The sequence below is a fragment of the Citrifermentans bremense R1 genome (assembly GCF_000426865.1).
GTDB classification, from domain to species: Bacteria; Desulfobacterota; Desulfuromonadia; order Geobacterales; family Geobacteraceae; genus Geomonas; species Geomonas bremensis.
This window is the reverse complement of record NZ_AUGE01000002.1, coordinates 145912-160287: the sequence shown is the minus strand read 5'-3', so window position 1 is coordinate 160287 and position 14376 is coordinate 145912. Positions and strand designations below refer to the sequence as shown.

Here is a 14376-nt window from a genome sequence, read left to right as displayed (position 1 = left end):
CGGGACCAAGTGATCGACATCGCGGATAGTATTTATTTGTCTCCCCTTGGTCAATAAAAAAATCTCCTTTTGTAAAATGTTGTTTGTGTCCTAATTAGATCTTTGCAATGGGGGCGACGGCGGGTACCGGTCAGAGGGAGAGGGCGAGGGGGGGCTGTGCCATCTCAGGTCCTCCTCGTGAGATGGCTTTGAGCCCTCTGCTCATGATGGGGGCGTCGTTCGCCTTATTGTTATAACCCTCAAATGAAAACCGCAGCCGCTGCATGTTACTTTTTCTAGAGCACCTGCACCCGCAGCCTGGCCGGCCGCCGGAGCCCGGTTGCATTTATCTTCTTGAATGTTAAAACTCAGTAATGTTTTCAGGGGTCAGGCTGCTGCCGACTCCTCCCCCGTCCCCATGCACACCTTTTTGTCCCACCTAACTCTAACCCGGCTCTTGCCGCCGGATCCCGGAGGAAACCTAATGAACGTCCTTCTCATCGCCGGTGCCAGGCCCAATTTCATGAAGATCGCTCCTATTTACCGCGCTTCCCTTGACTACCCTTCGGTGGCCTGCAGCATCGTTCACACCGGACAGCATTACGACAAGGAGATGTCCGGCACCTTCTTCGCTGAACTGGAAATCCCCGAGCCGCGCTATTCGCTGAACGTCGGCTCGGGAAGCCACGCGGAGCAAACGGCTGCCATTATGGTCGCCTTCGAAGAGGTCTGCAGGCAGGAGTCGCCCGACCTCGTGCTGGTGGTGGGCGACGTAAACTCGACCCTTGCCTGCAGTATCGTGGCGAAGAAGTGCGGGGTTGCTGTGGCGCACGTCGAGGCGGGGTTACGGAGCTTCGACCTGGCCATGCCGGAGGAGATCAACCGCATGGTGACCGACGCCATATCCGACAGCTTCTTCGTTACCGAGGAAAGCGGCGTAGAGAACCTGCTTAGGGAAGGAAAACAACCGGAAAGGATTCATGCGGTGGGGCACGTGATGATCGACAACCTGTTGCGACAGGTGAAGCTTCTGGAGGGGATGGACTCCTCCAGCTTCGATAGCCACCGTCTGAAGAATGGGGCTGGGACGTACCTCTTTCTCACCCTGCACCGCCCCTCCAATGTGGACTCCAGGGAGGCGTTCGCGGGGATCGCCAAGGCCATCAACGAGTTGGCCCGCCAAAGAACCATCTTCTTCCCGGTCCATCCTCGCACCAGGAATATGATGAGCGCACACGGCATCGAGTTGAGCGGCAAGGTGGTCCTCCTGCCCCCGCTTGGCTATCGGGAGGCGCTCTTTCTCTGGAAGGACGCCGAAGCAGTCCTTACCGACAGCGGAGGTCTCCAGGAGGAAACCACCGCGCTTGGGGTTCCCTGCGTAACCATCAGGGAGAATACCGAGCGCCCGATTACGGTAGAGATTGGGACCAACGTCCTTGCCGGCACGGCACCTGAAAAGATCCTCGCGGGATACCGGCTAAGCCTGGAGAAGCGGGGCCGGGCCAGGGTGCCGCAGTTGTGGGACGGCAGGGCCGCCGAGCGCATCTGGCAGGTATTGGCTGGAGAAGGGCGATGAATCACGAATCAGGGCTTTATGAAGATCAAGCCGTAGTGATAGGGGGGAAGGTCGTGGCGGCCGCCCTGGTTGAAGCAAAATCCCGCCTCCTTTGCCCATGCGACGCACTGCTCCGGTTTCGGTCTAATCTCCAGGGAGGGGCCGCGCGGCGTGGTGGGATCGTAGTTCCAGTGGATGACGGCGAGCCTTCCGCCGGGGCAAAGTACGCGGTAAGCCTCCCGCATCAGGGCCACCGGTTCATCGTGGTGCAGGATGTTGAAGAGCAGGGCGCCATCCATCGAACCCGCGTTCAGGCCGCTTCCCTCTCCGATAAAATCGCGCAGCGTGGGGCGGACGTTGGTGATACCGGCCTCCGCGCATTTCTTCCTGAGCAGCTCCACCAGTTCCGGTTCTATATCCAGCGCGTGTACGATCCCCGTGACCATGCGCGCCGCGGCGAGGGTAAAGGTGCCGTAACCGCAGCCGAATTCCACCAAGTCGCGCAGCCCCTGGTCCATCTGCAGCGTACCGAAGATGGCGGCGGGATCGAAAAAAGTGGTCCACATCTCCTCGTCGGGCATGCCGCTGTCACGAACCTTCATGTTTCCCTCCAATAGCCACTGCAGTTAACACCGAGACAGCTGAATACCAATGCCGAGCTTTCAAGTCAACATAAAAGTCGGAGGTTCCCAGGGGTCAAAATGTGGGAACCACTTTGCCCGCGGCCCGCTCTTTTGTTGAATATTCGTCAAGCGGGGTGTGAATATTCTTCAGCGGGCCAGCTTCCAGAGCCACAGCGGGCGCTGCTGCTGGTCAGTCTTCTCCAGCAAAACAGTAGCTTGCCATTGCTGCTTCCCTCTGGGCACGGTACTTGATATGAGCTGTAACCGGTTTCGTTAGCGGAGCCGAAATCACGCCTCAGGAGCCGGTTGCATGAGGGTTTTGCCAATAGCCGCATTCGTTCTTTGCACTCTACCTGCCGTCGCCCTGGCCGACCTCGCCCTGCCAGTGGACGGGGTCGTGACCTCCGGAGTCGGTTGGCGGGTCGATCCCTTTGGCAGCGGCAAGCTCGCTTTTCATCGCGGCATCGACATCGCTGTCCCCGTCGGCACCCCGGTCCGGGCTACCCGCAAGGGAAGGGTCGTCTTCGCTGGGGAGCGTCGCGGTTACGGCGCCACCGTCATCGTCGAGCACGGCAACGGTGACAGAACCCTCTACGGCCACAACGCCTCTGTCAAAGTGAGTGCCGGCGAGCAGGTGAAAGCAGGCGACGTATTGTCCTATTCGGGAAACACAGGGAGATCCACCGGTCCTCATGTGCACTACGAACTGCTGGCGAGCGGGCGTCCCGCAGTAGAAGAAGTCGCAGCTTTAGAGGTTGCGGAAAAAACGCCGGCCCCAACCGGCAGCCAGCGTCGAGCGCTGGAACAAAAGATGGAAGAGTCCCTTGAGTCGCTTCTCACGATCATCAGGACGGACCTCACGGGCGGTTGACATGTTATCCGGCACATCCTGACCCTCCTCCAGGATGTGCCGACTTTTTCCCCCGTTGAACCCTGGCCGTCGTAAAAACCCTTTCTTGCCAGCCGTCCCCTTCTGTACCTGTCCATCCCCTGTCGCTATGGGCGTCGCCCTCACCCCCGCCCCTCTCCCAGAGGGCGAGGGGAGACTGGCCAATTCATCATCGCGCCTTGATTTTTCTGGTTGCCAAGCTCCAGCTTGGGAACCCAAGGCAACCCAAGGCTTAAGCTTTGGGACCCAGTGGTACCTGGAGCAGGTTAGAGAATATGCCACGCGACGTTGTTGAATATTCTTTACTCTTATCGTTGTGGCGCATTGAACTGACGATATTACAGTGACTTACAGCGTGGCACGCCTGATGCTACAGAGAGGATGTCTTAGGACGAAAGAGACAATTCCAAAGGAGGATGTAACGATGAAAAAGAAACTGGCAATGCTTTTGGCGGTATCGATGTTTGCGGTGGCGGCTCCGGCCCTGGCAGCTGACGGACACAGCGCTAAGAACCACGACGACCAATGCGCCAAGGAATGCGAAATGCTCTTGAAGGACTGCGGGCAGGAGGTGGACAGCATCCAGGACAAGATCAAGAAGCTGCAGGTGATGATCAACGAACAAGGGGCGACGACCTACACGAAGGACGAATTGAAGCTCCTGAACCGGAAGCTCCAGGAGGCGAACGAGACGCTGCGCGTCCTCAACAGGCACTGACAACTGGGAAAAAGCAGTGGAGTAAAGAAGAAAGGCCCGCTCACGAGCGGGCCTTTTCTTGTGATCAAAGACGGGCGGACGCCGTCTTCATCCTCATTCCGACGCCGGGCCGAAAGGGCGGTGAGGTTGAGCCCAGAATGCCATGGCCTCGGGGCTCTGGGTCTCCGGGTCATTGTGCCAGTGGTTCTCAAGTTTCTTCAGGAATACGGTTTCGGCGTACTGGTACATGGCGGTTGCGATACCCCTGCGCCTGAACTCCGGCTCGACCTTCACGTGGTGGCAGTAGGCCGAGTCGCCGTCATCGGTAAAGCATGCCTCCGCTACTATTGCCCCTTTGAACCTGACGCAGACGTCGAGATTCTTCAAAAACCTGTCCCGATGGATGCTGTGAGAGACGCCGTACCCCATCTCCCTGAGTTTTTCCCGCACCTTTATCTCCCTTTATGCAAACGACGCGTCGAGCCGCTCCTGCTGTAGAACTTGCTGATGGTGAAGGATATTTAAGCTGCGCGACTGTAGTACCTTTCATTGGTGTTGTCAACGATAGTGCCGGCACCGCATCGCTATGTCACCAGTGATTCTTTCTGATCTTCTCCCTCTGCAGCTTGTCCGCCGCCAGTGGAAGCTTCCGCTCATCGGGGTGGCCGATTCCGATTATGCACTCTACCTTTACCTGCTGCGGCAGTCCCAGCAGTTGCTGGAGGTACTCTTCGGCGCTTCTGTTCGCATCGCGGCCGCGGTTTCTGATCTGTGCCCAACAACTCCCAAGTCCCAGGGAGAGTGCCGTGAACTGAAGCAGTATGGCCGCGATGGAGCAATCCTCCACCCAAACATCGGATTTGCTGCTGTCCGCGCATACCACTATGGCGAGGGGCGCGCCCCCCACGAATTGCGAGCCGTGCTGCTTGGCTTCGGCCAGTTGCTTCAATAAAAACGGGTCGTCCACGAAGATGAACTCCCATGGGTTTATCCCCCTGGATGACGGCGCGCGGAGCGCAGTTTCCCTGAGCGCCTCCAGAGCCTCTGGCGACACAGGTTCCTGCGTGTACTTGCGAATGCTCCGCCGCTTGCGTAGCAGATCGATCATGCTATCCTCCCCATGCTTCGAAGTCGTTGTGGCGCGTGAATCTACCTGAAATTTTCCCTCCCGTCAAACAGCAGAGTCTGTCAGTGGAAATAGCCAAAGCCATGGGATACCTGCTGCTCTTGTCACATCCAAACGTTTCGCTTCGGGTGCTGTCAGTGAGTGAAACCAGAGTTCCTGCTCGTGCTGCTGTCACTTGAAAATTTGTCTGCATGGGGAGAAAATAGAAGGCGTAACAACTGTCATAGGAGGCGCCATGTTCTGGAAAATTCTTTTGGCCACTGATCTGACTCCAGCATCCGACGAGCTCATTGAGTGCGCCCGGGCATTCAAAGAGATAGGGACAGAGGAAGTCGTCCTTGTCCATGTCACCGAAGTAGTCGATGCCACCGGCGCGGTCGAGGTGCTGCCTGTGCAACCGGTCGATGTTGACGCGGTGCTGCGCAGGCAGAGGGATGCTCTGGAGATGCTTGGGATGAAGGTCGCGGTAGAGAGCCTATTGGGCCCGCCTGCTGCCATGCTGGAGCAGGCCGCGAAAGATCACGGCGTGAACGCCATCCTCGCCGGATCCCACGGCAAGGGTCTCTTCCGCTCGGCAGCACTAGGCAGCGTCTCCAGGGAGCTTTTGAGGACTACCACGCACCCCTTGCTTCTGGACCGTCTGGATCTCGCCAGAGCTGGGGAAGAGGGTGCTTCCTGCCGCAAGATCTTCTCCCGCATACTTTTCCCCACCGACTACTCGGAAACAGCTGAGAAGGCGCTGGATTTCCTGGGCAAGGTCGCACTGGAGACCGGTTGTTCCGTGACGCTCATGCACGTCATGGAAGCAATGGACGAAGACCCGGAAGTTGAGCGCAGCCGCGAGGAGGAGTGCTGGTACCTGCTGGAGGCGAAAAAACGTCGACTCGAAAGGCTGGGGGCCGCAGAGGTAAGCATCGACCTCGTGCACGGCAGGGCTTCGGAGGAGATTCTCTCCAGCATGAACAAAGGGGCCTTCACCGCCATAGTTATGGGCGGGAAGGGGAAGGGGATGCTGACAGAACTGATTCTGGGGAGTACCGCCAATGAAGTAGCCCGGCGTGCGACGATCCCAGTTCTCTTTGTGCCGGCGGCTGTGACGGAGGCGCCCAGCTCATAGCTGCACCTTTTGCTTTTCTTGGTACTTCCCTCTCTACTCCTGCACTGGCCCGTGAGCTTATCCTGCCACCTGCCGAAATCCCTTTAGCCACAATCGCGGCAGTCATGCCGATGCTGCGACAGTCACTCGCCCGCGCCTCTTCTTTTCTTGTTATTTTTTAACCCCCGCCAAAGAGTAAACAGTCTTGACAAAGAATCGGCAACGGATCTATAAGGAATGAAGGTTCATTCCGCATTGAGGGAGTCAGGATGGAAAAATGTGACAAGCGAGACCTGATAGTCCGGGCAGCGCTGGAACTGGTCGCGGAACAGGGGTTCCATGGCGCGCCTATGGCGATGATCGCCGACAAGGCGGGGGTCGGAGCAGGGACCATCTACCGCTACTTCGAGAATAAGGACGCGCTGATCAGGGGCATCTACAGCATGGTGGAGGCGCGGGTAGTGGCAGCGATCTTGAAGGGATACCCCGACAACGGACCGGTGCGCGAGCGTTTCATGCACTTCGGCACCGTGCTGGTCAACTACCTGGTCTCGGCGCCGCTGGAGCTGCGTTTCGTCGAGCAGTTCCACAACTCCCCGTTCGGCGTGGACCATCGCCGGGAGAAGATATTCGGCAAGGGGGAGAAGGACATCATCAGCGAGTTGTTCCAGGAGGCGATCGAGCAGCAGATCTTTAAGCCCCTTCCGCTGTCGATCCTTTTCGCCCTGTTCTTCTCGCCACTTATCGACGTCTGTCGCGATCAGATCCTTGGTTTCATCAACCTAGACCAGGAGCTGATTGAGCAGACCGTCGGCGCCTGCTGGGACGCTGTGCGCAGGTGATGAATGAACATTCATTTTGGGGGGGCGAACCAAAACATGCTGATGAAAATCTTCCTATTCCTGATTGCCTTGGTCTGGGGCGGCATCATCGTAGTCGCCTCGTTCAGGCGCAAATGACGACGCTACGGCTGCCATGCGCCAGCCGGCAACATATCGAAACGGTTCCTGACTATAACGACGGAAGTATCAAAAATTACGAGGTGTTTCATGCAGAGTAAGTACAGGGCGCGTTTATTTACCGTTGTTCTTTTGAGCGGCATCTTGGGGCTGGCCGGCTGCGGCAAAAAGGAGCAGCCCAAGGGGCCCCAGATGGGTCCGCCCGAGGTTGGCGTGATCGAGGTGAAGCCCGAGCGCATCGCCTTGACCACCGAGCTCCCAGGTCGTACCTCCCCGTACCTCATCGCGGAGGTGCGGCCGCAGGTAAGCGGCATCATCCAGAAACGCGTGTTCACCGAGGGTAGCGACGTGAAGGCGGGGCAGGTGCTTTACCAGATCGATCCCGCAACCTACCAGGCCGCCTACGCCAGCGCCAAGGCGAGCGAGGCGCGGGCCGAGGCAAACCTCGTTCCGGCCAAACTCAAGGAAGAGCGTTTCCGCGACCTGGTCAAGATCAACGCGGTCGCCAAGCAGGACTACGACAACGCCTACGCCGCCCTGAAACAGGCCGAGGCGGACGTGGCTTCAGCCAAGGCTGCCGTCGAGACCGCTAAGATCAACCTTGCCTATACCCGCGTTACCGCCCCCATCTCGGGACGCGTCGGCCGCTCCGCAGTGACCGACGGCGCGCTGGTTACCGCCAATCAGCCCGCGGCACTGGCGACCATACAGCAGTTGAGCAGCGTGTACGTCGACGTGACCCAGTCCAGCTCCGACATGCTGAAGCTGAACCGCAGCCTCGCCAGCGGACTCTTGAAAAGGGACGCGGCCGGTCAGGCACGGGTCAAGCTCCTCCTGGAGGACGGCACCCCGTACCCGGTCACGGGCACGCTTAAGTTCTCCGACGTCACCGTGGACCAGAGCACCGGTTCCATCACGCTGCGCGCCGTCTTCCCGAACCCGAAACAGACGCTCCTCCCTGGTATGTTCGTGCGCGCCGTCTTGGAAGAGGGGATCAACGAGGCGGCCATCCTGGTGCCGCAGCGCGGCGTCACCCGCAACGCGGCCGGAGTTCCGACGGTGATGGTGGTAGGCGCAGACGGCACGGCGCAACCGCGCCCCATCCAGGTCGCCCGTACCGTGGGCGAAAGCTGGCTGGTGAGCGGCGGCTTGAACCCGGGGGACAAGGTGATACTGGAAGGGCTCCAAAAAGCCCGCCCCGGCACCCCGGTGAAGGCGGTCCCGTTCCAGGCCCAGCCGCAGGGCGCACCCCAGGGTGCTCCGGGCGCCGCCCAAGGCGCTCCCGGTGCGGCCAAGAGCGCACCTCAGGCAGCTGCCACTGGGGCCGCGGCTCCCGGTGCCAAGCCGGCGGCGCAGGGCTCGCCGGCAGCGGCACAGCCCCAGAAGAAGTAGCAGCGGTGCGGGGCGCCAAGGGGGACAGGCACCTGCGGAGCCAGTACCCTGAGGCGACCCAGCACGGCACGCTTGAAGTTGCACGCAAACGAACAACGTTAACCTACGGTCGCCAGTCAAGGAGTCTTATTCCATGTCCAGGTTTTTCATAAACAGGCCCATCTTCGCCTGGGTCATTGCCATTGTCGTCATGCTGGCCGGTCTGCTCGCCATCAAGGCGCTGCCGGTTTCCCAGTACCCGCCGATCGCGCCGCCGCAGATCTCGATCAACGCCATCTATCCCGGCGCCTCAGCGCAGACGGTCCAGGACACTGTAACGCAGGTCATCGAGCAGAAGATGAACGGTATCGACAACCTGCTCTATATGGCCTCCACCAGCGACTCCGCCGGCTCGGTCAGCATCAACCTGACCTTCAGGGCGGGGACCGACCCCAACGTGGCCCAGGTACAGGTGCAGAACAAGCTGCAGCTCGCCACGCCGCTACTGCCTCAGGTGGTGCAGAGGCAGGGGGTGCAGGTGGTGAAGTCCACCCGCAACTTCCTCCTGATCGTGGGGCTCGTCTCCGAGGACGAGTCGCTCAACCGGCACCAGTTGACCGACTACATGGTCTCCAACCTCCAGGACATCATAAGCCGAGTCCAGGGGGTAGGGGAGGTCACCGTCTTCGGTTCCCAGAACGCCATGCGCGTCTGGATGGACGCCGAGAAGATGAACAACTACAAGCTGACCCCAAACGACGTGGTCAACGCTCTGCAGGCGCAGAACGCCCAGGTCTCCGCGGGCCAGTTCGGCGGGCAGCCTGCCGTCCATGGTCAGCAGCTTAACGCCACCATTACCGCCCGGACCCTGTTGCAGAACCCGGAGCAGTTCGACCAGATCGTGCTGCGCACCAACCCGGACGGGTCGACGGTGAAGCTCAGGGATATCGCCAAGACCGATGTCGGCACCGAAAACTACGACATCCTGGCCCGCTACAAGGGGAAACCGGTCGCGGCCATGGCGCTTAGGCTTGCCGCCGGCGCCAACGCGCTGGATACCGCGGACCGGGTGAAGGCCAAGATGGCCGAACTGGAGAAATTCGTTCCGGCAGGGGCCAAGGTGGTTTACCCCTACGACACCACCCCGTTCGTCAAGATCTCCATAGAGGAGGTGTTGAAGACCCTGATGGAGGCGGTGTTCCTGGTCTTCATCATCATGTTCCTGTTCCTGCAGAACATCCGCGCCACCTTGATCCCGACCATCGCGGTTCCGGTCGTGCTCCTGGGGACCCTGGGGGTTCTCTTCGCCGCAGGTTTCTCCATCAACACCCTGACCATGTTCGCCCTGGTCATCGTCATCGGCCTTTTGGTCGACGACGCCATCGTCGTGGTCGAGAACGTGGAAAGGATCATGAGCGACGAGGGGCTGTCCCCCCACGACGCAACGGTCAAGTCCATGGGGCAGATCACCTCCGCTCTTTGGGGGATCGCGACCGTCCTTTGCGCCGTCTTCATCCCGATGGCGTTTTTCAGCGGCTCCACCGGCGTCATTTACCGCCAGTTCTCCATCACCATCGTCTCGGCGATGATCCTGTCGGTTCTGACCGCTCAGATCCTCACCCCGGCGCTTTGCGCGACGCTCCTCAAGCCGGTGCAGAAGGGGCACACCCCCGGAGAGGGGAGCTGGTTCAGCCGTTTCTTCAGCTGGTTCAACAAGGTTTTCGACGCCGCACGCCACAGGTACGAGTCCATAGTCGGCAACTCCTTCGGTAAGCCTTTGCGCTACCTCTTCATCTACGGCTGCCTGGTCGGCATCATGGCCTTCTTCTTCCTGCGCCTCCCCACCGCGTTCCTGCCGGACGAGGACCAGGGCTTCATCGTCTGCCAGGTCCAGCTTCCGGCCGGCGCCACCCAGGAGAGGACGCTCAAGGTGCTGGAGCAGGTGGAGCACTACTTCCTGGTGAAGGAGAACAAGATGGTGGAGTCGCTCATCACCGTCGCCGGTTTCAGCTTCGCCGGGCGCGGCCAGAACATGGGCCTCGCTTTCGTGAAGCTCAAGGACTGGAAACTCAGGACCACCCCCGACCTCAAGGCTCCGGCCCTGGCCGGGCGCGCCATGGGCGCCTTCTCCCAGATCAAGGACGGCATGGCGTTCGCCTTCTCGCCGCCGGCGGTAGTCGAGCTGGGTCAAGCCAACGGCTTCGACTTCCAGCTGCAGGACCGCGGGGGGCTCGGCCACCAGGCGTTGATGGACGCCCGCAACCAGGTCCTCGGCATGGCCATGAAGAACCCGAAGTTGATGGCGGTCCGCCCCAACGGCCAGGACGACACGCCCGAGTTCAAGCTGAACATCGACGACGTTCGCGCCGGGGCCCTCGGGGTATCTCTTGCCGACGTCAACAACGTCCTCGCCACCGCCTGGGGCTCCTCCTACGTCAACGATTTCCTGCAAAACGGCAGGGTCAAGAAGGTCTACGTGCAGTCGGACCCCAAGTACCGCATGGTCCCCGATGACATCAACAGGTGGTACGTGAAAAACAACACCGGCGAGATGGTTCCCTTCTCCTCCTTCGCCACCGCGCATTGGGACTACGCCTCGCCGCGCCTGGAACGCTACAACGGCATCCCGTCCATGGAGATCATGGGGAGCGCCGCTAGCGGGATAAGCACCGGTGAGGCAATGGCCGAGATGGAGACCATCGCTGCCACGCTCCCGCCGGGGATCAGCTACGAGTGGACCGGCCTCTCCTACGAGGAGAAGGCGGCAGGCGCCCAGGCCCCCGCGCTTTACGCCATCTCGCTCCTGGTGGTCTTTTTGGCGGTCGCCGCCCTCTACGAGAGCTGGACCATACCGTTTGTAAACCTCCTGATGCTTCCGCTCGGCCTGGTCGGCGCCATCACCGCTGTGACGCTCAGGGTGCTCCCGAACGACATCTACCTGCAGATCGGCCTCTTGACCACGGTCGGCCTCTCGACGAAGAACGCCATCCTCATCATCCAGTTCATCAAGGACCAGATGCACCAGGGGCACGAACTGGTGGAGGCGACGCTCGCCGCGGTGAAGATCAGGCTCCGGCCGGTCATCATGACCTCGCTGGCGTTCTTCTTCGGCACGCTCCCCCTGGCGCTCACCAAGGGGGCAGGCGCCGGCGCCCAGAACGCGATCGGCACCGCGGTCACCGGCGGCCTCTTGTCGGCGACCTTCATCGACCTGATCTTCATCCCGTTCTTCTTCGTCATGGTGACGAAGTTCTTCATGAAGAAGAAGCCGGCAACCGAACCTGCTGCACCCCCCGTCTCGGAGGTACATTAGAGATGACACGTTTGACCGCCAGATCATTGACCCTGGGCGCGCTCCTCTTCCTTGCCGGGTGCGCCTCCATGGCTCCCAAATACGAAAAACCCGCTCCTCCCGTCCCCAACGCCTGGCCCGCCGGCCCGTCCTATAAGGAAGGGCAGGCTGCCAAGGCCGAGCAAAAGCCTTTGGCGGAGGTCCCGTGGCAGGAGTTCTTCCTCGATCCGCAACTGCGCAAGGTGATCGGGCTCGCCCTGAACAACAACCGCGACCTGCGTGTGGCGGTACTCAACATGGAGCGCTTCCGCGCCCTTTACCAGATCCAGCGGGCCGACCTTCTGCCGCAGGTCAACGGCAACGCCGGCCTCAGCGTCCAGGGGGTCCCGGACGACCTCTCCGTGAACGGAAAGGGAAAGACGGTGCACCAGTACGACGTGGGGGTGGGAATCAGCTCCTACGAGCTCGACCTCTTCGGGCGGGTGAGGAGCCTGAAAGACCAGGCGCTGGAGGAATATCTCTCCACCGAGCAGGCGCGCCGCAGCGTGCAGATCACCCTGGTCTCCCAGGTGGCGACCGCCTACCTGGCGCTGGCTTCCGACCTCGACCGGTTGAAGCTCGCCAAGGACACCCTGGCCAACCAGCAGGAGTCGTACAAGTTGAGTAACAGCCGTTTCCAGGCCGGGGTCGCCTCGGCGCTCGACCTGCAGCAGGCGCAGACCAGCGTCGACGCGGCGCGCGTGGACATCGCCCGCTTCACCACCTTCGTGGCGCAGGATATGAACGCGCTGAACCTGGTGGTCGGCTCCAGCGTCGGGAGCGATCTGCTCCCCGCCTCGCTCTCGGAAAACCTGACGCCGATCAAGGACCTCGCCCCGGGGCTTCCCTCCGACGTGCTCCTTGCGCGGCCGGACATCCTCCAGGCCGAGTACCTGCTGCGCGGGGCCAACGCCAACATAGGCGCGGCCCGGGCCGCGTTCTTCCCGCGCATAACCCTGACCTCCAGCGTCGGTTTCGGCAGCGACCAGTTGACCGGCCTCTTCAAGCCGGGGAACTTCGCCTGGAGCTTCGCCCCCAGGATCACAGTCCCCATCTTCGAGGGGGGGCGCAACAAGGCGAACCTCCAGGTGGCCCAGGTGGACCGCGACATAGCGGTGGCCCAGTACGAAAAGGCGATCCAGACCGCGTTCCGCGAGGTGGCCGACGCCCTGGCGCAGCAGGGGACCATCGACGAGCAGGTCTCGGCGCAGCACTCCTTGACCGGCGCCACGGCCGAGACCTTCCGCCTGTCCCAGGCCCGCTACCAGACCGGGATCGACAGCTACCTGAACGTGCTCGACGCCCAGCGCTCGCTCTACGCGGCGCAGCAGAACCTGATTACGGCGCGCCTGGTGCGGCTGAGCAACCAGGTCACCCTCTACAGGGTCCTCGGGGGGGGGAGCAAGTAGCTTTCCTCTCTGTCTAAGTCAGCCGTTACTGAAGTTACTGAATATGCCGGGGAACCTCCAGTCAGGGGCTCCCCGGCATGTTGATTTGTGTCTTGAATTGTCCGGGTCCCAGCCAGTGGACCGCTGCAGGAGGGAGCCAGTGTCCAGAAGCAGAATCACGCTCTACGTTTTCATCGCCTTCATCGCCTTGGTCATCGCTTACTACAACCTGGTGGATGAGCCGCAACCGGAGTGGCCGGTAAATCTGGTTCACTTTATCAGCAGACACTGACTTGAAGGAAAAAGATGCTATAACACTTAGGTGCATTTAAACAGACATTGAACGGCAGGAGGGTGTTGCCTATGACCCGGCACCGGCGTTACCCGCGCTTAATGGCGCTCCTTGTGACAGTCACCGTCCTGTCCGTCCCCTGTTCTCTCACCGCCTTTCAGTATCCCTCCCTCACCATCTCCTCCGGAACCACCACCGGTTCCTACTATGCCGCCGCAAGCGCCATAGCCAAGGTGTTCAACCCCAGCAGCGGCAGAAACGGCGTGAGGCTCGCCACGGTCGCCTCGCCGGGGTCGGTGGCCAACATCGACCAGGTCGCCGACGGTAAGGCCACCTTCGGCATCGCCGAGACCGAGCTTTTGAGGCGGGCCACGCAGGGGGTCCGTCCCTGGGAAGGGAAGGCGCGGTCGGGCCTAAGCGCGGTGCTAGGGCTCTACGTCGAGAGCGTCACCGTCGTCGCCGCCGTCGACAGCGGCATCAAGCGGGTGAGCGACCTGAAGGGAAAGCGGTTGAACATCGGCGCCCCGGGGTCGATAGACAACTCCTATGCGGGAGCCTTCCTGCAGATGTCCGGGCTGAATCCCGGCGAGGTGGTCACCTCGGAGCACTCCACCGCCATCGCGCCTGAACTCTTGCAAAAAGGGGACATCGACGCCTACCTCTGCATCGTCGGCCATCCGAACCTGACGGTGCTGGAAGCGAGCGCGGGCAAGCGCAAGGTGACCTTGATATCCCTGGACGGCGCCCTGATCCAGCAGGTGGTCAGCCATAACCCGCTGCTGATGGCCGTCGCCATACCCACCAACTTCTATCCCAACGTCGAAGTGAGCGGCAAGGTCCCCACCATCGGCCTGCGCGCGGTTCTCTTCACCTCGGCCGATCAGCCCGAGGCAAACGTGTACGCGGTGGTGCGGGAGGTCATCTCCAACTTCGACCTGTTCCGCCGCCAGCATCCCATCCTGCAGGACCTTTCCCCGCGGGACGCCGCTCGGGTCGCGGTCATTCCGCTTCACCCCGGCGCCCTCCGTTATTTCAAAGAGGCAGGCCTCGTCCCCTGATGCACATATTTC

At 61.0% G+C, this 14376-nt stretch carries 13 protein-coding genes; 10 read left to right on the top strand and 3 right to left on the bottom strand.

The window, feature by feature from the left end; genetic code table 11:
- The first annotated feature begins 463 nt into the window (after positions 1-463).
- Positions 464-1555, top strand: coding sequence for a non-hydrolyzing UDP-N-acetylglucosamine 2-epimerase (gene wecB / locus K419_RS0103100; protein WP_026840286.1), 1092 nt, complete (start codon positions 464-466; stop codon positions 1553-1555).
- 8 nt (positions 1556-1563) lie between these two features.
- On the opposite strand, the gene K419_RS0103095 is transcribed toward wecB, so the two are convergent.
- A complete protein-coding gene (locus K419_RS0103095; protein WP_026840285.1) occupies positions 1564-2136 on the bottom strand; it encodes a class I SAM-dependent methyltransferase in 573 nt (190 codons plus the stop codon).
- 331 nt (positions 2137-2467) lie between these two features.
- Here K419_RS0103095 and K419_RS0103090 point away from each other — a divergent pair, with 331 nt between their 5' ends.
- Both K419_RS0103090 and K419_RS0103085 read left to right on the top strand, forming a co-directional pair.
- On the top strand, positions 2468-3028 hold the full coding sequence (locus K419_RS0103090) for a M23 family metallopeptidase (RefSeq protein ID WP_026840284.1): 561 nt from the start codon (positions 2468-2470) through the stop codon (positions 3026-3028).
- A 442-nt stretch (positions 3029-3470) separates the two neighbouring features.
- Positions 3471-3764, top strand: a complete 294-nt coding sequence (locus K419_RS0103085; protein WP_026840283.1) for a hypothetical protein — start codon at positions 3471-3473, stop codon at positions 3762-3764.
- Between the two features lie 93 nt (positions 3765-3857).
- Here K419_RS0103085 and K419_RS0103080 read toward each other — a convergent pair whose 3' ends face one another.
- Both K419_RS0103080 and K419_RS0103075 read right to left on the bottom strand, forming a co-directional pair.
- A complete protein-coding gene (locus K419_RS0103080) occupies positions 3858-4193 on the bottom strand; it encodes a GNAT family N-acetyltransferase (RefSeq protein ID WP_026840282.1) in 336 nt (111 codons plus the stop codon).
- 139 nt (positions 4194-4332) lie between these two features.
- Positions 4333-4851, bottom strand: a complete 519-nt coding sequence (locus tag K419_RS0103075; RefSeq protein WP_026840281.1) for a nitroreductase family protein — start codon at positions 4849-4851, stop codon at positions 4333-4335.
- Positions 4852-5104: 253 nt separating this feature from the next.
- Between K419_RS0103075 and K419_RS0103070 the strand changes: the two genes are divergently transcribed.
- The 7 genes from K419_RS0103070 (at position 5105) to K419_RS0103035 (ending at position 14364) form a co-directional block, all read left to right on the top strand.
- Positions 5105-5986, top strand: a complete 882-nt coding sequence (locus tag K419_RS0103070) for a universal stress protein (protein WP_026840280.1) — start codon at positions 5105-5107, stop codon at positions 5984-5986.
- Between the two features lie 248 nt (positions 5987-6234).
- Positions 6235-6807: a TetR/AcrR family transcriptional regulator gene (locus tag K419_RS0103065; RefSeq protein WP_026840279.1), complete on the top strand. Its 573-nt coding sequence runs from the start codon at positions 6235-6237 to the stop codon at positions 6805-6807.
- 207 nt (positions 6808-7014) lie between these two features.
- Positions 7015-8316 (top strand): efflux RND transporter periplasmic adaptor subunit, encoded by a 1302-nt coding sequence (locus K419_RS0103055; RefSeq protein ID WP_026840278.1) that lies wholly within the window; start codon positions 7015-7017, stop codon positions 8314-8316.
- A gap of 133 nt (positions 8317-8449) precedes the next feature.
- Positions 8450-11608: an efflux RND transporter permease subunit gene (locus K419_RS0103050; protein ID WP_026840277.1), complete on the top strand. Its 3159-nt coding sequence runs from the start codon at positions 8450-8452 to the stop codon at positions 11606-11608.
- Positions 11609-11610: 2 nt separating this feature from the next.
- Positions 11611-13035 (top strand): AdeC/AdeK/OprM family multidrug efflux complex outer membrane factor, encoded by a 1425-nt coding sequence (adeC, locus tag K419_RS0103045; protein WP_026840276.1) that lies wholly within the window; start codon positions 11611-11613, stop codon positions 13033-13035.
- A 139-nt stretch (positions 13036-13174) separates the two neighbouring features.
- The gene (locus K419_RS24250; protein WP_264175568.1) at positions 13175-13306 is read left to right on the top strand and encodes a hypothetical protein; all 132 of its coding nucleotides are present in this window, start codon (positions 13175-13177) and stop codon (positions 13304-13306) included.
- Positions 13307-13377: 71 nt separating this feature from the next.
- Positions 13378-14364 (top strand): TAXI family TRAP transporter solute-binding subunit, encoded by a 987-nt coding sequence (locus tag K419_RS0103035; RefSeq protein WP_026840275.1) that lies wholly within the window; start codon positions 13378-13380, stop codon positions 14362-14364.
- Positions 14365-14376 lie beyond the last annotated feature (12 nt).

Coding starts and splice junctions, on each gene's coding strand:
- K419_RS0103085 (WP_026840283.1), top strand. CDS start 3,471: ATGAAAAAGAAACTGGCAATGCTTTTGGCGGTATCGATGTTTGCGGTG.
- K419_RS0103095 (WP_026840285.1), bottom strand. CDS start 2,136: ATGAAGGTTCGTGACAGCGGCATGCCCGACGAGGAGATGTGGACCACT.
- K419_RS0103055 (WP_026840278.1), top strand. CDS start 7,015: ATGCAGAGTAAGTACAGGGCGCGTTTATTTACCGTTGTTCTTTTGAGC.
- K419_RS0103075 (WP_026840281.1), bottom strand. CDS start 4,851: ATGATCGATCTGCTACGCAAGCGGCGGAGCATTCGCAAGTACACGCAG.
- K419_RS0103070 (WP_026840280.1), top strand. CDS start 5,105: ATGTTCTGGAAAATTCTTTTGGCCACTGATCTGACTCCAGCATCCGAC.
- K419_RS0103065 (WP_026840279.1), top strand. CDS start 6,235: ATGGAAAAATGTGACAAGCGAGACCTGATAGTCCGGGCAGCGCTGGAA.
- adeC (WP_026840276.1), top strand. CDS start 11,611: ATGACACGTTTGACCGCCAGATCATTGACCCTGGGCGCGCTCCTCTTC.
- K419_RS0103090 (WP_026840284.1), top strand. CDS start 2,468: ATGAGGGTTTTGCCAATAGCCGCATTCGTTCTTTGCACTCTACCTGCC.
- K419_RS0103050 (WP_026840277.1), top strand. CDS start 8,450: ATGTCCAGGTTTTTCATAAACAGGCCCATCTTCGCCTGGGTCATTGCC.
- wecB (WP_026840286.1), top strand. CDS start 464: ATGAACGTCCTTCTCATCGCCGGTGCCAGGCCCAATTTCATGAAGATC.
- K419_RS0103035 (WP_026840275.1), top strand. CDS start 13,378: ATGACCCGGCACCGGCGTTACCCGCGCTTAATGGCGCTCCTTGTGACA.